Here is a 21,377-nt window from a genome sequence, read left to right on the forward strand (position 1 = left end):
TATATCAGCTATTAAGATGCATCTTCAGCGGCTTTTTTTGCCTGACTAATCCAGCTGTTAAACAGTTGCTGGTGTGACTGAATCCAGCCGTTAACATGGTTTTCTATGTCTTTCTGGGAATTTTGTCCCTGACTCATACGCATATTCTGAGCACTGACGTCATTGATATCCAGTGCCATGACTTCAAACAGTTTGGCCGCCGCCGGGTTGTTTTCAGCAAACTGTTTGTTGGCAACAATGCGCATGCTGTTCATTTCAAAGCCGTAGTTTTTGCCGTTCGGCAGGGCGGTATCAACGTTTTCCCGCTCGCCCGGTAATGACGAGAACGGCACTTCCAGCCATACCACATCTTTGCCCGGCACCAGCACACCGCTTACCCAGTAAGGGGTCCAGGTGTAGTACAGAATGGGCGAGCCGTTACGGTAGCGGGAGATGGTGTCGGCAATGATAGCGGCGTAGTTACCCTGATTATGGGTGACTGTGTCACGCAGCCCGAACGCATCGAGCTGGTGTTCGATCACCCCTTCACAGCCCCAGCCCGGGTTACAGCCTGTCATGTCCGCTTTGCCGTCGCCGTTGGCATCAAACAGCTTGGCCAGTTTGGGATCTTTGAGCTGACTGATATTGGTGATGCCGTATTGATCGGCGGTTTTTTTATCAATCAGGTAGCCCTGAGCGGCGCCGGTAATGTAATAGCCTTTGCGGTAGAATTTATCGTCCCCGCCTGATTTGATGAATTTATCTTTGTGCAGCGGCGCCCAGTTGACGGCCAGGAAGGTGGCGTCGCCATTGGCAATCGAAGTGTAGCCCACGTTATAGTCCACCTCTTTGGTGGGTTGGACATCGTAACCCAGTGCTTCCAGAGCTTTATTAACGATGAGTGTCTGGAAGGTTTCTTCCGCCACTGTACTTTGTACAGGCTGTACGCTAACGCCTTCACCGGGTAAATCTGCGGCCATCGCAGGGAAAGAAATGGCACCGGCAAATAATGCCGTGCTCAGTGAGAGTGACTTCCAGGACCTTGTCATTGTCTTCTCCTCAGGGTTGTGAATGTGTTGTCAGATGCGGAGCCTCGTCTTTTTTGAACCGGCGATAAATAAACCCGATAGGACCGTGTTCATACCAGTGACGGTAAGATCGGCCGCGCTCGGATGCCCCCATTGCCTGTGTCAGCCTGTCGAGCAGGATAGCCAGGATGACGATCCCCAGCCCGCCAATGGCCGCCAGCCCCATATCCAGACGACCGATACCGCGCAGCACCATCTGACCCAGCCCGCCAACGGCTATCATGGAGGCAATCACCACCATGGACAGCGCCAGCATCAGGGTTTGGTTAACGCCGGCCATAATGGTGGGCATCGCCAGCGGCAACTGAACCTTATAGAGCATTTGTTTCGGGTTCGCGCCAAAAGAGTGGGCTGCTTCAATCAGTTCTTCAGGCACCTGGCGGATACCTAAAATAGTCAGTCGGATAATCGGAGGCAGGGCAAAGATGATGGTCACCACGACCCCTGGCACATTCCCGATACCAAATAACATCACTATGGGCACCAGATAGACAAAAGCGGGTGTTGTTTGCATTGCATCAAGAATCGGCCTGACAATTCTGGCCGCTTTTTCACTCCTGGCCAGCCAGATACCGGTCGGTAGCCCGATCAGCAGGCAGAAGAAAACGGACGTCAGAACCAGCGCCAGCGTGACCATCGCCTGATCCCAGGCACCTATGGCGCCTATCAGCAGCAGCGAGATCACACTGGCAATCCCCATCCGTGGACCGGCTATCTGCCAGGCCAGGATCATGATCAGAAAAATCATCAAGAGTGCCGGTGTGCTCTGCAGCGTGGTCTGGAAGGCGGTGAGTATGTAATCAATCGGTACACTGATCGCCTGAAACGCTGGCCGGAAATTGGCGACCAGCCAGTTGATGCCGTCTTCGACCCATTGATCAAACGGGATCAGGGCATCCTGAAACGGATGTATCCAGTCGATGGACGGGTCAACGGGCGTTGAATCTGAGGTATTGAGCCAGTCGGAACCTGAGTTGGGCGTCGAGGTGGCTGAATTGCCCCAGGGGTCGGTATTAGTGGTATCTGCGCTGGACCAGGGGTCTTGTGAGGCAGGTGCCGGCGGGTTGTCCGCCACCGGCGTAGATGACTCTGGGTTATTTTCCTGGCTCATATCAGGCCTCCCGATCTAGTGTCTGTAACAGGCGGGCTTTGGTAATAACACCATGATAAATATGGTTTTCATCAACAACAGGCACACCATAAGGCAGATTGGCAACCTGACCGATCAGCTCACCCACAGGGGTTTCAGGCAGAAAAGTGATGGTATCGCCCAGCAGCGCCTGAGTCAGGGTATGGCCTGCTTTGCTGGCCGTTTGCAGGGTGTCTGTCGACACTAACCCGACATACAGGTTGCGGCGGTCGACCACAATGCCGTACTCCCTGTCATTATCATTGAGCAGCTTCAGTGCGGCGCGCGGGCCGTCCGTTTCGGTTTTTTTAATCACAGTGACGGCTTGTTTGCGGGCGATGTCTTTGGCGGTAAAGACATTGGTGACATCCACGCCTTTAAAGAAAGATCGCACATAATCATTCGCCGGGTGATGGAGGATTTCATCCGGTGTGCCAATCTGAACCACTTCGCCATTTTGCATAATGGCAATCCGATCGCCAATCCGCATGGCTTCATCAAGGTCGTGAGAAATAAAAACCACAGTGCGTTTGTCATCGCTTTGCAGGCGGATAAGCTCATCTTGCATTTCGGTGCGGATCAACGGGTCAAGGGCAGAAAAAGCCTCATCCATCAACAGAATGTCCGGGTCATTGGCCAGTGCTCTTGCCAGGCCGACCCTTTGCTTCATACCCCCTGATAACTCGTCAGGGTATGAGGCGGCATAAGCTTCCAGTCCAACCCGTGCCAGTGCCTGGATTGCGGTATCGTAACGGGTGGCTTTGTCGACCCCCGCGAGATCCAGGCCGAAGGCGGTATTGTCGATAACCGTCATATGGGGCATGAGGGCAAATGACTGAAACACCATGCTGATATTGTTTCGCCGCACAGTACGCAACTCGTCCTCTGAGATGTTGGCGATGTCTTTGTTATCAAGCAGTACCTGGCCGCTGGTGGGTTCGATGAGACGGTTAAGCAGGCGAACCAGGGTCGATTTTCCTGAGCCGGAGAGGCCCATGATCACGAAAATTTCGCCCTGGTTAATGGTGAGCGTGGCATCTTTGACGCCGACAATCAGGCCGGTTTTCTCAAAAATGGCATCCTTATCTAATCCCTGTTCCAGTAGTGGAAACGCCCTTTCAGGGGCACTGCCAAACACCTTGTAGAGATTCTTTACTTCCATTTTTACAGTCATAAATGAGGGGGTCCGCTATACAATCCTTACAGATAAAACGTTTTGCTATCTAAGTAATTATGGCAGCTGATTTGAAGCGGGTAGGGTTTAATTTGGCGCAGTTTGTGTGATTGTGACGTGCGTTGGTTTGGTTTTTTATTTTTTAATCAGATGAATAGGTGGCGATAGCGTAGCAGGCCAGATAGTCAGCTTGTATGGTTAGGCCACTATTGAATGTGGCCGGTTTTGATCGGCAGGGTAACCAGAAAGCAGTTTTTGCCTGTCGAAGACTGTGGCTCCAGTGAAATAGTGCCGCCATGCAGTTCAGCGATGTCGCGGATGATGGACATGCCCAGTCCCGCACCATCGCCGCGTTCTGTATTGGCCCGGAAGAATTTCTCAAACATCCGCTCGCGAATCGCGTCAGGTATGGGCTGGCCCGAATCACAGACACGAATCAGCACCTGGTCAGGTTCCGATGTCTGAACACTGATGTTGATGTCCGCATGCTCGCCGGCATAGCGGGTGGCATTGTCGATGAGATTGCTGAACAGACTGTGCAGCAGCGGCAGATTGGCCTCAATCGTGAGCGAGGACGGGCCATCCAGAGACAGATTTTGTTCCTGTCTTAACGCTAAAGGAGCCAGTGAAGCAATGACCTCACGCAGGCATTCCATCAGGTCAAGGTGGCTGAACGAAAAGGTGTTGCCGCTTTCCACTCTCGCCAGCATCAGTAACTGCTGAATGAGGCGGTCAGTCCTGTCTATCCCTTTGAGAATATGGCTGAGGTCGCTCTGCAGATCGGCCGGATTATCGCTGGACAGGGCATTTTCTGCGTTTAGCCGCAGGACAGCCAGCGGTGTTTTCAGCTCATGGGCCGCTGTGTGGGTAAAGCGTTTTTCACGCACCCAGGCTTTATCCAGTTCTGACAGCAGGTAATTCAACTGATCGATGAGTGGTTTAAGCTCCACCGTGGGCTGTGACACCCTGATTGCATGCAACTTATTGATTGTTCTTTGTGAAAGGGCTTGCTGAAGTTCACCGACCGGCTGCATAACATAGTTGACCAGCAGAATAATGGCCAGCGCCAGGCAGGGAATAAGCAGCAATTGCGGAATGCCGGTGGAAAAGGCAATTTCATCAATGAGTTCATCGCGGATTGCCTGCTTTTCGGCCACCACCAGAAATGCGGCAACTTGGCTGCCGTCGCTAAATGGCAGGCGAATCTGAAAACTACGCCAAAGCTGATCATCAAAGGTAATGGGATGATAACCAATGTTATCGGTGGCCGACAGCGGGTGCGACGGTGCGCCGGGAGAGCGCAGCAGAACCTTGCCCTGAGTGTCGAAGAGCTGGAACATCAGCTTCTGTTCATAGGGGTGACCGAAAGGGGTCGGATCATCATCGCTGAAACTGGCATGATTGCTGATGCCCTGATACCAGTCTTCATAGAATTGATCCATTTGCTCTGCGGGCATTTTGAGCAGTTGCGGTGCACTGAGTGCCAGCAGTTTGGCCGATTGCCCCAGACGAGCGTCAAAGATCTCATCTATTTCATGTTTAGATTCAGCAAAGATCAGGCTCCATGAAATGGCAATCAGCACAGTTGCAGCCGCTACTGTCAGGGTGATCAGCCGTTTTTTGATCGATAGAACAGGCTTGCTCTCAGCGGTTTTCAATGATGTACCCTACGCCTCGGATATTTTTTATGACAGCACTGCCGAGTTTTTTCCGGATATTGTGAATATGCACTTCAATCGCGTTATCGCTGGCGGTGTCATCCCAACCGTGCAGGGCCTGCTGGAGTTTGTCTTTACTCATCACCCGGCCGGCCTGCGCGACCAGCGTACTGAGAATTTTGAATTCATTGCGGGTGAGTTTCACCGGCTTGCCACGAAAGCTGACACCATTGTTGAGCAGCGATAGGGTCAGCTCGCCCAGCTGAATCTCAGTTTCAGAGCTGCCAGACAGCCGACGTATCATCACCCGCAAGCGGGCCAGCAATTCTTCCAGTGCGAACGGTTTTACCAGGTAATCATCTGCGCCGCCGTCCAGCCCTTTGACGCGATCGTCAATCCCGTCCCGGGCGGTGAGAATCATAACGGGAAGCTGGTGGCCCGCGCGCCGAATCTGCCGTAATACCTGAAGACCGTCGATATCGGGCAGGGTTAAATCTAAAATAACCGCCAGGAAGTCCTCGGTTTTCAGGGCGAGTTCAACTCCCTGGCCTTGCTGCAACCAGTCAACGGTGTAGCCACGGCGGCTCAGTGAGGCCACCATGGATTCACCCAGCATCAGATCATCTTCGATTAGTAAGATGCGCATCGGTTATTGCAGCTCCTTCAGTTTTTGTCGGATTTCCAGCTGTCTTCCTGTATCGGCCAGTTTGCGACCGGGGCGAGGCTTGGCCTGGCTGGCTTTTTTCAGATAGCTGATGGCATCATCACGGCGGCCGTTCTGAGCCAGAAAATCGCCATAAAAGTAATTAGGATCGATACCGTTCGGGTTGATTGCCAGTGCCTTTTTCAGCATAGCTTCCGCTTTGTCGTCATCACCAAAGCCAATCGGCCAGCCCGGTACCTGATAGTATAACGTGCCCAAACTGGTATAGGCAGAGCCGTCCAGCACATTAGGATCGGTGCGGATCACATCTTCTAACAACGACTTAGCTTCTTTTACCAGCGGCAGGGCACTCAGTCCGCCTTTTGCCCCGGCCAGGCTGCTTTTGTTGATGGCCAGCCAGACTTTCAGGTCGGAGCGGGTTGGCGCCTGGCGCAGGGCTTGCTGATTGTTGGCTATCACCTGATTGAGGCACTGCACTTTGTTGTCTTTGTTAAAGGTATCGTACTGGCATTTCGCCCATTGTTGCTGGATATCACTGAGCTCATCCGCGACAGCCAGGCTGCTGAAACTGACGGATGCACCCAGGATACAGGCAAAGGTCAGCAGGGATGTAACCGGTGAAAAGGTCAATGTTTTCATAATGCCTCCATGAATATCAGATAACTTCGGCTTTGGTGAGGTACTGGCGTATTGTGTTGCTTTGTTTCCGGATAGCACTGGCTACCGACCCGGGGAGTATCTGGTTTACCCGAACCCAGAGTTTCTCCGGCCATCCCAGCCAGCGAATGTGTGTTTCATTTATAAGGCTGTGCAGGACTTGCTCAGCCACCCAGCGGGGAGCATCAATATGATTGCCCAGTTGCTGATTGAGTTCGGTCACTGTAGTTGAATTCAGTGCTGTGTCCGTGGCCCGCGGGGCGAGGTACAGCACCTGGACGCCGGTTCCGTCCAGCTCCCGGTGCAGAGCTTCACTGAATCTGTGCAGTCCGGCTTTGCTGGCGCAATAAGTGGTGTAGCCGGGATAACCGATAGCCGAAAACGTCGAGCCTATGTTGAGGATCAGAGCCGGACGGGACAACCAGCTCAGCGCCTGCTGACAAAGGAGCACCGGCACTGTCAGGTTCAGATGAATCTCATTGCTGATACTGGCCGGTTCACGTTGCGTCAGACTGGCAAAGCAATTACTGCCGGCATTGTTGATCAGGCCGTGAATGGGCGTGCCTGCCTGCTTCCATTGCTGGCAGGCCAGATTAATGGTCTCAATGCCTTGTGGCGTACTCAGGTCTGCCACTATCAGCAGGTGTGAGTCAGGCTGGTTCAGTGAAAGCTGTAACGCCCTGAGTTTACTCTCGTTACGGCCGACCAGAATCAGGCTGGCTCCGGCGTCGGCCAATACTGCGGCAATCTCAGCGCCGATTCCCCCGCAAGCGCCGGTCAGCAGCAGGCGTTTATTTTTGATATCCATGCAAGATCTCCTGTGCACGTAAATGTATCGCTCGTTCTGGTTAGTGCAGCCTGGGTATCGGCAGTGAGGCCAGCATCTGGCCATAAAGGCTGTAGACCGTATTGGCACTCTCTATGATGGCGCGTTGATCGGCAGGATCGTTAATGCGGTTCATTAATCCTTCGAAGGTCTGAATATGGCTCTGATCCAGCTCACTGTGTGACTTGAGATAGGTCATGGCGTTATCAGGCAGGCCGAGTACTTGCTGGATGCGCTGCGCGATCTGACCGCCGATACTGACACTGGTCCCTTCCAGCACCCAGACCATGCCGAACAGTCCCATCGGGTTACGGCGGTCAATCTGGTGATAGAGATAGGACACCATCAGCTCTATGGGCAGGCCGACTTTGCCTGGTCCCTGGTTGTCGCGGACCGGAGCGGGATTTCCTCCGCAGGCTGCGATGTCGTTCAGTATCCAGGCCTGATGGCCCATTTCCTCTTCAATGTAATGCCCGATCGCCTGACGGAGCCATTCATAGTCCTCGCTTAATTTGCTGCCACAAGCCATCAGCAGGGGCACAGTATGTTTAACGTGATGGTAAGCCTGAGTCAGAAAAGCCAGGTAAGTTGCAGTATCAATCGTGCCTTGCTGACAGGCGGTAAAAATGGGGGCGTCCGCCATACGGCTGCGGGCCGCTTCGGTTTCTGTTCTCAGGGTCTGGAAAAATCCCGAACTCATAGGGGTGTCCTCTTTAGTGGTATAAGGTGTGAGCGCAAGCTGGTCAGTGAAGGTTTTGGCTGTGTAAAGCGACAGCGACGTCTGGCTGCTGTGCCAAGGACTTGCCTCTGTCTGTGCGGTGAGCAAGGCTGGCATAAAGTAACGATGCAAAGCATCGCGTTTGGGGCGGCCATTGGCCGTCATCAAGCCTGGAATATGCGACAGTGGCTGGTCGGTGATGATCAGATTGCCGATTCGGGCATAATCCGGCAGTTGTTGGTTAAGGGCCTGCATGGCTGGCGGCACCGAGTCCGGTGACTGGCTAAAGAGAATGCCGCTCAGTGTGAGTTGTGAGTCACCAATAACCACCATGCCACACAGCGAGGGAAACGCCTGGGCTTCTGATTCAATCCATTCGGGTGAGACATTGCGGCCAAAGCTGGTGATCAGCTGATTCTTGCGCCGACCGGTAATATGGAGAAATCCGTCGTCATCCAGATAACCGATGTCACCTGTGTGTATTGTCTCTGGGCTTGCCTCTTGCCCCAGATATCCCAGCATGCTGTTTCCGGTAACTTGAATGTCACCCTCGGCCGTGACGTTGATCTTGGTATGGGAAAGGGGACGACCGCAGCTTCCGGGCTTGTCGGCACCGGGCAGATTGAGGCTGACCACAGAACCACACTCTGACAGACCATACCCTTCATAAGCGGGAATGTTCAGTGCATGCGCCTGTGCCAGCAGGGCGGGAGCGACCCGTGCGCCACCGACCGCCACAAATTGCAGCGACCGGGTCAGTGCCGGCTGTTGAGCGGCAATCTGACAAAGCGCCATCAGTAAGGCCGGCGTCAGCACCAGGCTCTCCGGCTGATGTTCGGCCAGAGCCTGGGCGAAACGCCGCGGATCAAAGGCACTGGAGCCTGTCAGGCCAACATTGTCTCCCGGCAAAATCACCGCAGTTGCCCCCAGCAGCAGCGGCACATACAGACCGGTGATGTTCTCGAGCAAGGTGGCAAGCGGCAACATCACCAGATGCTTTGCGGGGGTGACTTTAGGTGAAAGCGCCTCAGCGAGCGCTTGGCTCGTCGTTGCCAGATGGTGCTGACTCAGACATACCCCTTTGGGCTGGGCGGTGGAACCTGAAGTAAAGGTGACTTTACAGGTTTGAGGGTGCAACTGGCCGGGCTGGCTGCGAGAAGACAACCGATAGAAAGGCAGATCGGCAATCGTCATTGACCCTGCGTGCTCACCGACCGACCAGTCTCCCCACAGCGCATCAACCTGCGATGCAGTGAGCAGGTGCCGGATTTGTTGATCAGAGAAAAAAACGGGCACCGGTATCAGCACTTTTCCGGCGAGCATGGCGGCCAGATCGGCAATCGCCCAGGCCAGCCCGTTATCTGCTTTGAGGGCCAGACAATGTACGTCTTGCTGGTTAAGGGTGTCGGCAGCACGTATGACCTCATCAGCCAGTTGATGGAAACTGAGGCTGATGCTTTCACCGGTAGCCGGATTGCGCCCCTGAAGGGCAGTCAGCCGGGGGGCTGTTTGCGCGAACTGAAACAGCCGCTCAAGGATCAGATTACTCATGCCTGTCCTCCCTGGGTCAGGCTGAGCGCGAACGGTGACGTCTGCTGGTGCTGCATCAGAGTTTGCAGGCCGGCCGCCAGGTTGCCTCCTGAGATTCTGGGCTGGTGACAATAATAGGTGCCCCAGATTTTTTCAGCATCAGGAATACGATCGGCTGATGCATCCGCCAGTATGTGAGGGGCTAATCCGAACCGGCGCATCATGGCCTGCAATGGCCCGGTAGCGGTGAAAATGCACCAGTGGTAGCCCTGATTGACCATATGCCGGGCAATCAGGGTGAAATGCAAAGATGACATCCCTTTAGAAAATGCAGCAAGCTGGCCGAATTCAATCAATTCGCAGCGGGAGACAGGCAGGCCAAATCGCTCAGACATCAGGTGGTCAGCGGGCAGATCCAGATACTGCTCCAGGAACAGCGGTCCGGCGTCAGCAGATTGAAAACCGCATACGGACAGGAGTTGATTCTGGTCATCGACTAATGCCAGGAAGTCGGGCATGAAGGTGTGGATGCGTGCGTGAAAGGCAGAAGCATAGCGTGAGGCAACATAAGATTCTGTTTTCTCACGTAAAGGATGATCTTTATCAATATGCACCAAGGTTAATTTGTTAGAATTATTCTGATCCATCGCATATTTCCCCTTAAGGTATGTATACACACCTTAGAAAGGGAAACTTAAGACAGACTTAAGACATAAAAATAATCATCTAATCTTTACGGCTTTTCAGTCGCAATTAGGTGATACATTGATTTTAGTTATGTTTCCTATCTTTAATATTTGTGACCTTGCTCGTGGTGATTTAAGTGGTACGTCCAGATTATTGAGGGATATGTCAATTTCTTACAGGGAATTAACGTTTAACATAAATGTCACATTGAGATTTTTTATTGTCATATTTTGTTGCGATGATGACCGCCAAGGAAAGGAGTGTAGAAGCGCAATGAACATGAAAATTCGAGCAAATCATCTGGAACCAATGGGATTTGAAGAGTTCTCCCGTTTAATCGACATGATTCCGGCTTCGCGCAGTCCTATGAAAGTAGAACCGCTGCTGGGTAATGTGCTTTCCCATCATTCGGGGGAAGCACGGGAAGGGAAGATTGTCATGTTGTCGTCCGGTACGGCTCAGTGGCCGAAACGCCTGCGTACCGCTAACGGGTGTTAAGTCAGAAGTTTGACACAGACAACGCTATATCAGGGATGATTATTTCTTTTCCAGGCTCAACAGGTAATTCCTGAGATTTACCCCTCTGTTTGTTATACCCAGTTTATTGCGTAAGCTGTTTCTGTGGTTTTCCACTGTCTTGCGCGCCACATTCAGGGTACTCGCAATTTCTTTACTCGACATCCCGCCTCGAATGAATTCTGCAACCTGCAGTTCTGACGGGGTCAGCACCTCCAGCAAACGGCTGTTCATCCCCGGCGCATCGTTCAGCAGGCTGTCCATATTGGATTTCACAATCTCCAGGCACATTTTCAGTCCGGGATCCTGCACCTGTTTCAGGCGAGCTTCCACTTCCGGTAAATGGATATCGCGCACTTCCTGCTGCAAATGATCAGGCAGATGATGCTCCGATGCCGTCGTGAGGAAACTCAGGGAACTGGCAAGCTCGTTGATGATTTTATAATCCTGTTCAATGGCAGACAGTTTAGGCTCGGCTGCATTGTCGTCCCTGGCTTTGATGTGCAGGCAATAGACAGCAGGCGCATTACCCTCTTGCAGACACAGCGTCTCGAAGGCCAGATTGGCGACAGAGAAACGGCACTGCCCGGTTTGCTGCAACAGCACTGATCTGATCTGCGCAATATTGGCCGGGCCGACCAGGAAAACAAGATCATCCAGTTGCTTTAAAGTGAGCGTCGCAACCGGGTAGTTACTGGCAATCACCTGCTCATGCTGATCAAATGCAATGAAGTAGATATCGTGGTGCGCCAGTATCTGCTGATAAATGCCGGCAGTCACTTTGGCAGAACTGCTGTTTTGATTGGCGGTGTGCTGACTCATGTTTCCTGATTACCTCGTTTTCTACTGACCGCGGCCTTGGTCAGTATTACCCTGCCATGATACCCAGCTTTTACCTATCAATCACCTTGCTTTTTTGTTTATAGGTATTTGTTAGGTGTTTTATCTCATCTCGTTACGCATTTAACCGGTGTTATTTGCCTGATCAATGAGTGACGCGTTGTTTTTTCAACCGTTGTTGTGATTGTTATCACTATGTAATGATGATGTGTCGAGATCTTGATCGCATTAAATACCCAAAAAACACCTATATTAATACTCATGTAATACTTAACCAAACAGGTGGGACAGGGAATGAAATTGAAAAAAATCGCTCAGGCATGCCAAACCTTAGGTTTCACTGCGCTACTGGCAGTGACCATGCCTTCAATGGCGGAAGTGACTTCAACACAAGGGCCTAACGGAGAAACAGCAACGCCTTATACCGATGTGACTTTAAATGCATCACAAGCAAATGCGATTAAAACCAAGGAGTACACCGCGGCGATTCTGATGCACAGCACATCAGACTGGTCAAACGCGCTGATTGATGGTGCAAAAGACATGTTTGCTGAACTCAATATTGATGTGGTGGCCGTGACGGATGCGGAATTCGATGCCAATAAGCAAAAAACCGATGTCGAAACCACTATGGCCATGAAGCCTGACATCCTGATTGCGCTGGTGGTCGACCCTGTGTCTGGGGCCGCGGCGTTTAAACCTGCGGTACAGCAGGGCAGCAAACTGGTGCTGATCAGCAACCTGCCCAGTGGTTTTGAACATGGCAAAGACTATGCCGGTATCGTGACGGATGACTTGTTCCAGATGGGTAAACTGGCCGCGGACATGATCGCCAAGGCAGTGGGCAACACAGGCAAAGTCGGGTTTATTTATCACGAAGCCAATTATTACGTCACCAATCAGCGTGATCAGGCGGTCCTGACCAACCTGCAGAAAAACTACCCGGATATCGAGATTGTGGCAAAACGCGGTATCGCCAATGCGAATGACGGCGAGGTGGTTGCCTCGGCACTGATTACCCAGTACCCGGACATGACCGCCATTTATGCCCCCTGGGACAGTATTGCCGAAGGTGTCGTCGCGGCAACGCGTGCCGCGGGACGTAAAGACATCAAAGTGGTGACCATGGATCTCGGCGCTGCCAATGCGCTGGATATGGCCAAAGGCCGAAACGTTGCCGGTATAGTCACCGATTTGCCTTATGACCTGGGACAGACACTGGCGCGCATGGGCGCGCTGGCGAAACTGGGTGAATACACGCCACCTTTTGTCACCGTCAGTGCCAGTGCTGTGACCCGCGACAATCTGGCTGATGCCTGGCAGCAGGCGCTACGCCGCGAAGCACCGGCTTCGGTGCAAAAAGCACTGCAACATTAATTTCGGTTTGCAGGTATGCCAGTGTGCAGTCGGCATACCGCTATGAAGAGGTATTCAATGGAAGTGAATGCAATTGAAGCCCGTCGCCTTAAAAAAGGCTTTGATGGTAATCCGGTGCTGAAAGAGGTCAATTTCACCCTGAAAACCGGCGAGGTACATGCTCTGGTTGGTCAGAACGGAGCCGGTAAATCGACTCTGGTCAAACTGATCAATGGTTTTCATCAGCGCGATGGCGGTGAGATCCGTCTCTTTGGCGAAGAAAGTTATTTCGCCACCCCGAAAGACGCGCAGGCGAAAGGGATTGCTATGGTCTATCAGGATCTCAGCCTGATCCCCAGCCTGAGTGTGGCCGACAACATTTTTCTGACTCACTCGCAACAGCGTTCGGCACTGATCTCCAACCGTGAACGGGTGCGCCTGGCCGAACCGATTCTGGCGACGTTAGGGGTAGATATAGACCCCCGGCAGAAGGTGGAGACCTTGAGCGTCGGTGAGCAGCAGTTTATTGAGATTGCCAAAGCCATGGCAATGGACGCCCGCATTCTGGTGCTGGACGAGCCGACCGCCTCCTTGTCGAACAATGAGATCAATGCACTGTTCGCTGTGATAGAAAAACTCAAAAGCAGAGGCATCTCAATTATCTACATTACGCATTACATGAGTGACATTATGCGTATCTGTGATGCGGTCACTGTGCTGCGGGATGGCTATACCGTACTGGAAACCCAAACGGCAGACACCTCGGTTGATGCCTTGGTCGAAGCCATGCTGGGCAGTAAAACCGACACGGATTTTATCTGGGACCGCCCGGCGACATCCACAGCAGAAACTGTGCCTTTATTAGAGTTGTGCAATGTCACGACCTGCGATCTTGATGCGGTATCGCTTAAGGTGATGCCGGGCCAGGTGGTAGGCCTGGCAGGGTTACTGGGCAGCGGCAGAACGGAAATTCTGGAAGCCATTTATGGCTTAACGCCGATACAGAGCGGCGAAGTGCGGGTGAACGGCCGGGCAGTGAACATTCACTCCCCCCGGCAGGCAATCGAAAACGGGATCAACATGGTGCCGGAAGAGCGCCGTTCACAGGGGTTGGTGCTGGATTTTTCTGTCGAAGACAACGTATTGATGGCCTCGTTTGACCGGATTTCACGCTCTATGGTGCTGGATAAAGCCAAAGGCCAGTCCATGGTGGAAGCCACCATTAAGAAACTGGGGGTGAAGACGACGGGCGTGACTCAGCCGGTGCGGTTTTTGTCCGGCGGTAATCAGCAGAAAGTGGTGATTGGCAAATGCCTGTCAACCGATGCCAAAGTGCTGCTGCTTGATGATCCGACCTTCGGCATTGATATCAATGCGAAATACGAAATCATGAAAATTGTGAATCAGTATGTCGCTCAGGGTAATGGCGTGATTTTTGTGTCCAGTGAATATGCCGAAGTCGGCAGTTTCTGCGATGTAATTTATGTGGTCAACAAAGGGCGGATTGTTCGCCATTTCAGTGGCCAGCGTATGACGGAAGACGCATTGCTGGCAGCAGTGCAGTAAGGATAAGGGAATTGCGAATGAACGAGAAAACACTTCAGCCGCCACGTACAAGCCGCATTAACTGGCGCGATTACATCATTTACTTTGTCTTTATCGGCATCTTCATCTTCTTTTCGGTGATGCTGCACGACAAAGGATTTCTCACCTCAGTGAACCTGATGAACATTGCCCGCCAGACGGCAACTATCGCGATCATGGCGGTGGGGATGACCTTTGTGCTGAGTGCCGCCGAGATTGATCTGTCTTTTGGCGCCACGGTTGCCCTGGCCGCCATAGTGTCGGCCCTGACACTGCAGGAAACCGACAGTATTTTGCTCGCGGTGTCTGCCGCTCTGATGGTGGGCACCATGATAGGTTTCGTGAACGGGATTTTTGTCACTCAGGTGGGTATCCCTTCTTTTCTGGTGACGCTCGGCACCACGGGCATCATTACCGGTATTGCCCGCTGGTCTACTTCGCTGCAGTCAATTCCGATTGATAATGATACCTATACCTTCATCTTTGGCTCCGGCGACATAGGCCCGTTTTCCATCCTGTTCATCTGGACCATTATCGTTACCGTCATCGGCGCCTTTGTGCTGCGCAATACCACTTTTGGTAAGCATGTACTGGCGACCGGCGGCAATAAAGTCTCTGCCATGTATTCAGGGATCAATGTTAACCGCATCAAACTGTATGTGCTGATGCTGAACGGCTTTCTCGCGGCGCTGGCCGGTATTTTGTACTCAGGCCGTCTGTACAGTGCCCGCTACACCTTAGGTGAGAACGACCTGATGCTGGTGATTGCCGCCGTGATCATTGGCGGCACCAACTTGTTTGGCGGTAAAGGCGCGGTTATCGGCTCGGTGATCGGGGCGCTCATCATGGGAATGGTGAATAACGGCCTGATCTTGATGGGGCTGAATGTCGATCAGCAGCTGATCCTGCGCGGCATTATTGTGATTGTGGCGGTGACTTTCACCATGGGCCAGATTCGTCAGTTACGTAAGAAATAACGATTTTACTTTTATTAAGGATGATGGGGAGAGAAACATGGCTGCAGAAACACAAGTGGCAGAGCTGATTGCCGGCTGGACACTCAAGGAGAAAGTGGGCCAGCTGTTTATTCTGGCGTTTCCCGGCAAATCTGCCGAGGCGGCGCGTCAGATGATTGCAGAGTACAACCTTGGCGGCTGTTACTTAAGCCAGGATAACGCGGAAACTTTCACCGAAGCGCATCAGCTGAATCAGTCGCTGGATGTGATAGTCAAACATCACCACCGTTTGCCTTTGTTGCTGGGTGTGGATCAGGAAGGCGCCTGGGGGGTTCTGGTGGGTGAGTCGACGACCGGGCCGGGTAATCTTGCTCTGGGGGTGCCGGACGCCGTGACGGGGACGGAACGCATGTATAAAGTGATCGGTGATGAAATGCGGTATGCCGGCTTTAACTGCATCCTTGGCCCCTGCTGTGATGTGAACTTCAACCCTGAATCGCCGATCATTGATACCCGCTCGTTTGGCGATCAGCCAAAGAAAGTCAGTGCCCATTCTGCCGCTGCGGTTCGCGGTTTACACCAAGGCGACATCATCGCCTGCGCCAAGCATTTTCCCGGCCATGGTGACACGCAGGGAGACACCCACAGGGATATCCCCCGCGTCGATAAATCTTACGATGAGCTGAAAGCCAATGATCTGGCGCCGTTTCAGGCGGCAATCAATGCCGGGGTGGATCTGGTGATGACCAGCCACATTCTTTATCCGCAGCTCGACGACACTTATCCGGCGACACTGTCAGCGACTATCTTGCAGCAGGTGCTGCGTAAAGATATGGGCTTTGAGGGCATTATTATTTCCGACAGCATGAACATGGGCGCCATCCAGCATCATTACACGCCGGTTGAGGCCGCTGTTAAAGCCATGCAGGCCGGGATTACCATGATCATGCTCTCCGAAGAGCATTATGATCACTCTGAGGCGTACCTGGATAAGCAGCTGGCGATGATTCATGGTGTGATAGATGCCGTGAAATCTGGCGAACTGTCCGAGCAAGTGATTGATACCGCGTTACAAAAAGTGGTGCGCTTTAAACTGGATAAGCTGCAGCCCATGCCGCTGTTCCACAAAGTCTCGATGCCAGCCGGTCAGATAGTGGCCAGGCAGGCGGCAGAGTCGGCGGTGACCTGGGTGCGCGGCGGTGCAGATACCAGTGGCCAGAAACTGTATGTCATCAATGCCACGCCCGAGTCCAGCTATCATAATCTGACCAACCCCAGAGGGATCGGGCCTAACCAGTCTCAGCCTGCTTATGAGGCTTTCATTCAAACCCTGCGCCAGAGCGAGGCCGTGTGGCAGGAAGTCACTGTCGATCAGCTCCCCGACAGCTGCAGCGAGGGTTACCTGGTGGTAGTCACAGAAAACCATCCGCTGCCCGGTGAAGACTTTGATCAGGTGCAGGCCCAGCAACTGGTTCAGCAACTGAGCCAGGATTTTGGCAATCTGATCGTTGTGGCGCTGCGCAGCCCTTATGACCTGCTGCGTTATCCCACAGTTTCGCACTACCTCTGTGCGCACTCGTCCCGCCCAGAAAGTGCTGCCGCAGCAGCCAGGGTACTGGCAGGCGATCACGCAGCCGGACATGGCTGCGCTGTGAGCCGGGTGAGCTGACGGCTCACTGTCTAATCGAATTTACACATATTAAGTTTCCTGCTGGCGTGCGCCAGCGGGGTGGCCTCCCAGTATTTTGTGGTTGGGAGATTTGGGAGAGGGTTCCCCTCAATAGGAAAGAATAGAAAGGGAAATTATGTTAAAGACAAAATACGGGCTCGTCACTCTGCTGGTGGCTTCAGCATTAAGTGGACAGGCACAAGCAAGCGGTATTCAGGGGTTCTTGGATTCATTACGTGATTTTGAGTCGGGTATTAATCCTGCTCTGGCAGATTTTTATGCTCAGAACCTTGATAATCCTGTGTATACCTATGCGCAAGTGACAGAACCAGGCCGTCTGGTCCGTGATTGCTCTACAGGTGTGATGATCTCTGAGCCAACGACTATCAGCCAATTCTTTACCAAACTGGGTATTGATAATATTTATAACCCGAACACACCGAATGATCCGGAAATGTTCCGGCAGATGCAGTATAACTCTATGAATGCGTGGGGCTTTATAGGATATCAACTGGGTGAGGCCGTTCTGATTGATGCCGGTTATTACAGTCCTAATGTGGTAAACATTGATGGTACTGATTACGACAGTTTTTATATGTTTGTCCCTGATTCAACCTGGATTGGCTGTAAAACCGAAGCCTTAGCAGAAATCGAGGGTTCAGGGGGTAATCAGGTTTATGTGACAGACAATAACCGCTGGGAAGGCACATTTGTTGGTAAAAATGGTGTGAACTCTCTGGCTGATTTGCGTCTGCCTGAAAAGCAAGAATTGGTAATGCGCGATGCAATGCACTTTAACGTGAAAGTGATCAGCAAGTTACTTGATGACGCAAACATGACCTGGGGACAGGCGCTGGCAAAAAGCTGGCCGGGTACAGACGATGACGGCAATCCGATTCAGGTTCAGGCAACAATGTCCGGTATTTTGGCCGCTGCCCACTTACGTGGCGCCTGGGGTACTGCCGCATTGCTGACTAATGATCAGATTACCTGTGACGAGCTGGGGACTTGTATTACCAAATATGTCCATAAGTTCGGCGGCTATAACACAATTTTTGATACCCCGGGGAACGATGTCATCGAGGGTTCACCTTACGACGAAGTTCTGACTGCCGGTGAAGGTAACGACACTGTGATTACCGGTGGCGGTAAAGATCAGATTCTGCTGAATGAGCAAACTGGTGCGGTCACTACAGTGAACGATTTTACCGTTGGTGATGACATTATCGTGCTGCGCGGCTGGCAAGCTGCGGATCCATTGGCTGGCCTGGTGGTTTCTTCCGTTGCTGGTGGCACAGAGTTACAGTTCTCCGGCCAGACTGTGATCCTGAATGGTGTAACTGCTTCAGACGTGCAGGCCAATACAGAGCAGGTTATTGTTAAATCGGATGTCTATACGCTGGCCTGGAACTCAGGAAAGCAAGTGGTTACCGGGTTTGATCCGGCGGTTGATAAGATTGAAGGTACAGCAGGTATCGGCTTTAAGCACCTGAAAGCTTTTGAGACAACAACCTCTGTCGTTATCGGGCCTCAGGCCGAAGATGGCGGTATTTATGCCTCTTATGAGCTGGTGGGACTGACCCTGGCTGATCTAAACCCGGACATGTTTGTTAATGTGACAGGAGGTTATGACCGCCTGGGCTACATTGTGCCAATCAATAGTGTTACCTGGGGCTGGAATGTTGAGCTGGTAGTAAATAGTTTTGATGTGGCGAAAACTGTCATCACTACGCCCAGCAATGAAGCGATTCCGTTCAGTGCAGTGAAGCTGACTCAGGAAGGCGCAAATACTGTGATGACTTTGCTGGATCCCTTTGCTCAGGGCAATCAGAAGCGTCTGGTGCTCAACAATACCGATGTGACTACGCTGTCTGCCAGCAACTTCGCCGGTTTCACTGGCAGTTATACAGAGGCCACCATTGATATCCCGGTTTACTTTGACATCAGCGTCAGTGTCAGTGGCATTGGCGGTACGATTTCACCAGCGCCTGATGCATCCGGTGTCCTGTCAGCGAAAGGGGGCGATGACTTCACGGTCAACTTTGTACCTGACAGCGGTTATACCGTCAGCTCTGTGGTCGTTAATGGTGTCGCACAACCTGTGAGCAGCAGTTACACCTTCACGGCTGTGACGGCAAATCAGACTCTGGTAGTGAGCTTTGAACCAGGTTCATCTTGCCCCGCACCTTGGGTTAATGGACAGATTTATACCGCAGGCGATCAGGCGCTTTATGGCGGCAATATTTATGAAGCCAAATGGTGGACGAATAATAATCAGCCGGATCAGGGTGGTCCCTGGACATTGCTCGGTCCTTGTAACTGACCGGTAATTGATTACGAGTAACGTATTCCTTGAGAGACTAACGAAAAAGCCCGGTAAGAAATTGCCGGGCTTTTATTCGTTCAAAGGATCGTTTCGCAATCTGCATTAATTCCAATACATCATCTTTTGCAAACTCAACTAAGCTTCTTTTGAATATGGTCAATTCCGACGAGAGGAGTGAAAAATGGGTATTTTTTCCTGGATTATTCTGGGCCTGATTGCAGGTGCACTGGCCAAATGGCTGATGCCGGGTAACGATGGCGGGGGCTGGATTGTGACTATGGCTCTGGGGATTGTCGGTGCTTTTGTCGGAGGCTGGGTGGGCAGCTTAATTGGCCTGGGGCCGGTTACCGGAGTGAATATTGGCAGCCTGATCACCGCGACCTTAGGGGCATTTATTGTCCTGTTTATTTACAAAAAGTTTATTCAGTCTTAGCCGATCATCTCGTTGTGGGTAAGCCGCTCATGCTGAGCGGCTTTATCCGTTAATCCTGAAGGATTACGCGGCGGGCTGCTCTTGTTGCGCTGCTGGCGAAGCAAGTTCAGCGGACGGCTCAGCGCGGGTGTCACTCGGCACATTTGGCGCGGCTTCAGCGTGTTTTACCGGCTGAATGGGCGCAATAGCGGCGGCCGGAGACTGTGGTGTCTGGGCTGTTTTTTCTGCCGGCAGGCTATTGACGGTCAATTGGGCAATTTGCTGTATCAGCAGGTTCTTTTCTACAGCATGCTGGCTTTGAAGCGCTGCAATTTGCTGTTTTGCTGCCACCAGTGAGACAGCCAGTTCATCACCGCGCTGGGTTTGCTCTGCCAACTGGTTTTTGGTTTGCACAAAGAGGCTGGCTTCATCGCCTTGTTCATTCAGGGTTTCACGAATTGCGGACACCAGTGTTTTGCCTTGCTCTGTAATGGGCTGATTACGCAGATCTTCCGTCCCCAGCTCCTGACTGATCGCCAGCAGAATGTTTTCATAGCTCAGAATGTGGCGCTCGTAATCACTGGTTTTCATGGCTTTGAGCTGCTTAACAACATGCGCGATATGTCTGGCGTGTGCCAGTGCAAAGGCTGTCGCGTCCGCTTTTTCCTGAATAACGTCTTTCGCGCGGGGCTCAGCGGTAATGAAAGCTTCTGTCGCTTTGAGCGTCGTCTCGGCATGTCTCAGTGTTTCGGGGGCATGTTGACCGGCTTGTTCGGTCTGCAGGCGCTTGAGCTCTTTCTGGCTGTCAGCCAGATAAATGGTCGTCACTGTATCAACTTCTAAAGCGCGTTGCTTTCGCAATAAATCCGCCTGACCGCTAATGGCGCTGTCATTGTTATTATCAGCGATGTCATCAACGAGCTTTTTCAGCTCTTTCTCCGCTTGTGCCATTGCCTGAGGGAAATAAGCAGCAGCATTGATGCTGTTTAGCTCACTGCGGTTACTGAACGCTTCATTCAGTATTTTCATCGCTTCAGTACGCGTGTGATTGGCGGTTTCAATATGCTGATTGAACTGGGTTAAGGCTTCCTGTGTTGCCTGCAGGTAGGTTGTCGATGAGAAAATCCCGATACTGTCGTTTGCTTTACCTGAATCCAAGTCATATTCACTGAAGTATTCCAGGGCATCATCCAGTGCTTGTCTGGCCTCTTCCATAGCGTCAGTTGCAAACCAGGTGAGCGCCTGGCTTTGCGCAAAAGTTTGTTCGGCGGCTTTGATTTTTGTTTGTATGTCTTTTAATGGCGCAAGGCTGGTGGCGCTGGCATTGGTTTCAGCTTTAGGGCTGGCCACTGAGGCTGAATCTGAGGCGCAGCCGGTTAATAGCAGCAGGCTGGCAATACTGGTGAGTTTCAGTCCATTAACAATAGACAGGTTGCATCGTTTGGTCATTCTTAGTTATCCCTGGAAAAGCAAACCACCATCAGGTATCCGTTCTGATACTGGCTGATTCATTATTTTTATCAATCTGAACGGGTATTTTAGAGAAGAACAGAATGAATCTGAATTGATATATTACGTTTTAGGATAAATAAAAAGCGGGATCATTAA

Annotated in this window: 18 protein-coding genes and 1 pseudogene; 7 read left to right on the top strand and 12 right to left on the bottom strand. The window is 52.1% G+C overall.

The genetic code is table 11. The features are described 5' to 3' along the window. Positions 1 to 11: 11 nt before the first annotated feature. The 10 genes and pseudogenes from proX to P0Y67_RS01670 all read right to left on the bottom strand — a co-directional run bounded on the left by proX (position 12) and on the right by P0Y67_RS01670 (position 10,070). Positions 12 to 1,028: a glycine betaine/L-proline ABC transporter substrate-binding protein ProX gene (gene proX / locus P0Y67_RS01625; protein ID WP_342390461.1), complete on the bottom strand. Its 1,017-nt coding sequence runs from the start codon at positions 1,026 to 1,028 to the stop codon at positions 12 to 14. Positions 1,029 to 1,038: 10 nt separating this feature from the next. Continuing rightward, positions 1,039 to 2,178: a glycine betaine/L-proline ABC transporter permease ProW gene (gene proW / locus P0Y67_RS01630; protein WP_342390462.1), complete on the bottom strand. Its 1,140-nt coding sequence runs from the start codon at positions 2,176 to 2,178 to the stop codon at positions 1,039 to 1,041. A gap of 1 nt (position 2,179) precedes the next feature. After that, on the bottom strand, positions 2,180 to 3,370 hold the full coding sequence (gene proV / locus P0Y67_RS01635; protein WP_342390463.1) for a glycine betaine/L-proline ABC transporter ATP-binding protein ProV: 1,191 nt from the start codon (positions 3,368 to 3,370) through the stop codon (positions 2,180 to 2,182). Between the two features lie 206 nt (positions 3,371 to 3,576). After that, positions 3,577 to 5,028, bottom strand: coding sequence for a sensor histidine kinase (locus P0Y67_RS01640; protein ID WP_342390464.1), 1,452 nt, complete (start codon positions 5,026 to 5,028; stop codon positions 3,577 to 3,579). Then, positions 5,015 to 5,674, bottom strand: coding sequence for a response regulator (locus tag P0Y67_RS01645; RefSeq protein ID WP_161459670.1), 660 nt, complete (start codon positions 5,672 to 5,674; stop codon positions 5,015 to 5,017). The genes P0Y67_RS01640 and P0Y67_RS01645 overlap by 14 nt, the downstream gene beginning before the upstream one ends. Positions 5,675 to 5,677: 3 nt before the next feature. Further along, positions 5,678 to 6,331: a tetratricopeptide repeat protein gene (locus tag P0Y67_RS01650; RefSeq protein WP_342390465.1), complete on the bottom strand. Its 654-nt coding sequence runs from the start codon at positions 6,329 to 6,331 to the stop codon at positions 5,678 to 5,680. A gap of 16 nt (positions 6,332 to 6,347) precedes the next feature. Further along, positions 6,348 to 7,157 (bottom strand): SDR family oxidoreductase, encoded by an 810-nt coding sequence (locus P0Y67_RS01655; protein WP_342390466.1) that lies wholly within the window; start codon positions 7,155 to 7,157, stop codon positions 6,348 to 6,350. 40 nt (positions 7,158 to 7,197) lie between these two features. Next, the gene (locus tag P0Y67_RS01660; protein WP_342390495.1) at positions 7,198 to 7,875 is read right to left on the bottom strand and encodes a TenA family transcriptional regulator; all 678 of its coding nucleotides are present in this window, start codon (positions 7,873 to 7,875) and stop codon (positions 7,198 to 7,200) included. A 582-nt stretch (positions 7,876 to 8,457) separates the two neighbouring features. Beyond that, a pseudogene (locus P0Y67_RS01665) lies at positions 8,458 to 9,444 on the bottom strand (AMP-binding protein); the annotation flags it as partial. Further along, positions 9,441 to 10,070 carry a thermostable hemolysin gene (locus P0Y67_RS01670; protein ID WP_342390467.1) on the bottom strand — a complete coding sequence of 210 codons (630 nt, stop codon included), beginning with the start codon at positions 10,068 to 10,070 and terminating at the stop codon, positions 9,441 to 9,443. The pseudogene P0Y67_RS01665 and the gene P0Y67_RS01670, both read right to left, overlap by 4 nt. A 319-nt stretch (positions 10,071 to 10,389) precedes the next feature. On the opposite strand from P0Y67_RS01670, the gene P0Y67_RS01675 reads away from it, so the two are divergent. Then, complete coding sequence (locus P0Y67_RS01675) at positions 10,390 to 10,608, top strand: hypothetical protein (protein ID WP_342390468.1); 219 nt, start codon at positions 10,390 to 10,392, stop codon at positions 10,606 to 10,608. Between the two features lie 39 nt (positions 10,609 to 10,647). On the opposite strand, the gene P0Y67_RS01680 is transcribed toward P0Y67_RS01675, so the two are convergent. After that, positions 10,648 to 11,448 carry a response regulator transcription factor gene (locus P0Y67_RS01680; RefSeq protein WP_342390469.1) on the bottom strand — a complete coding sequence of 267 codons (801 nt, stop codon included), beginning with the start codon at positions 11,446 to 11,448 and terminating at the stop codon, positions 10,648 to 10,650. Between the two features lie 378 nt (positions 11,449 to 11,826). Between P0Y67_RS01680 and P0Y67_RS01685 the strand changes: the two genes are divergently transcribed. From P0Y67_RS01685 to P0Y67_RS01710, 6 genes are all read left to right on the top strand, one after another. Next, positions 11,827 to 12,843, top strand: coding sequence for a substrate-binding domain-containing protein (locus tag P0Y67_RS01685; RefSeq protein ID WP_446728788.1), 1,017 nt, complete (start codon positions 11,827 to 11,829; stop codon positions 12,841 to 12,843). Between the two features lie 57 nt (positions 12,844 to 12,900). After that, positions 12,901 to 14,388 (top strand): sugar ABC transporter ATP-binding protein, encoded by a 1,488-nt coding sequence (locus P0Y67_RS01690; RefSeq protein ID WP_342390471.1) that lies wholly within the window; start codon positions 12,901 to 12,903, stop codon positions 14,386 to 14,388. A gap of 17 nt (positions 14,389 to 14,405) precedes the next feature. Further along, positions 14,406 to 15,383, top strand: a complete 978-nt coding sequence (locus P0Y67_RS01695; protein WP_027252677.1) for an ABC transporter permease — start codon at positions 14,406 to 14,408, stop codon at positions 15,381 to 15,383. A 37-nt stretch (positions 15,384 to 15,420) separates the two neighbouring features. Further along, complete coding sequence (locus P0Y67_RS01700; protein ID WP_342390472.1) at positions 15,421 to 17,031, top strand: glycoside hydrolase family 3 N-terminal domain-containing protein; 1,611 nt, start codon at positions 15,421 to 15,423, stop codon at positions 17,029 to 17,031. Positions 17,032 to 17,167: 136 nt separating this feature from the next. After that, on the top strand, positions 17,168 to 19,354 hold the full coding sequence (locus P0Y67_RS01705; protein WP_342390473.1) for a carbohydrate-binding protein: 2,187 nt from the start codon (positions 17,168 to 17,170) through the stop codon (positions 19,352 to 19,354). 184 nt (positions 19,355 to 19,538) lie between these two features. Beyond that, the gene (locus P0Y67_RS01710) at positions 19,539 to 19,790 is read left to right on the top strand and encodes a GlsB/YeaQ/YmgE family stress response membrane protein (protein WP_342390474.1); all 252 of its coding nucleotides are present in this window, start codon (positions 19,539 to 19,541) and stop codon (positions 19,788 to 19,790) included. A gap of 63 nt (positions 19,791 to 19,853) precedes the next feature. Here the strand turns inward: P0Y67_RS01710 and P0Y67_RS01715 are convergent, their stop codons facing one another. Continuing rightward, a complete protein-coding gene (locus P0Y67_RS01715) occupies positions 19,854 to 21,218 on the bottom strand; it encodes a hypothetical protein (protein ID WP_342390475.1) in 1,365 nt (454 codons plus the stop codon). Positions 21,219 to 21,377 lie beyond the last annotated feature (159 nt).

The organism is Photobacterium sp. SP02 (genome assembly GCF_038519165.1).
GTDB lineage: Bacteria > Pseudomonadota > Gammaproteobacteria > Enterobacterales > Vibrionaceae > Photobacterium > Photobacterium halotolerans.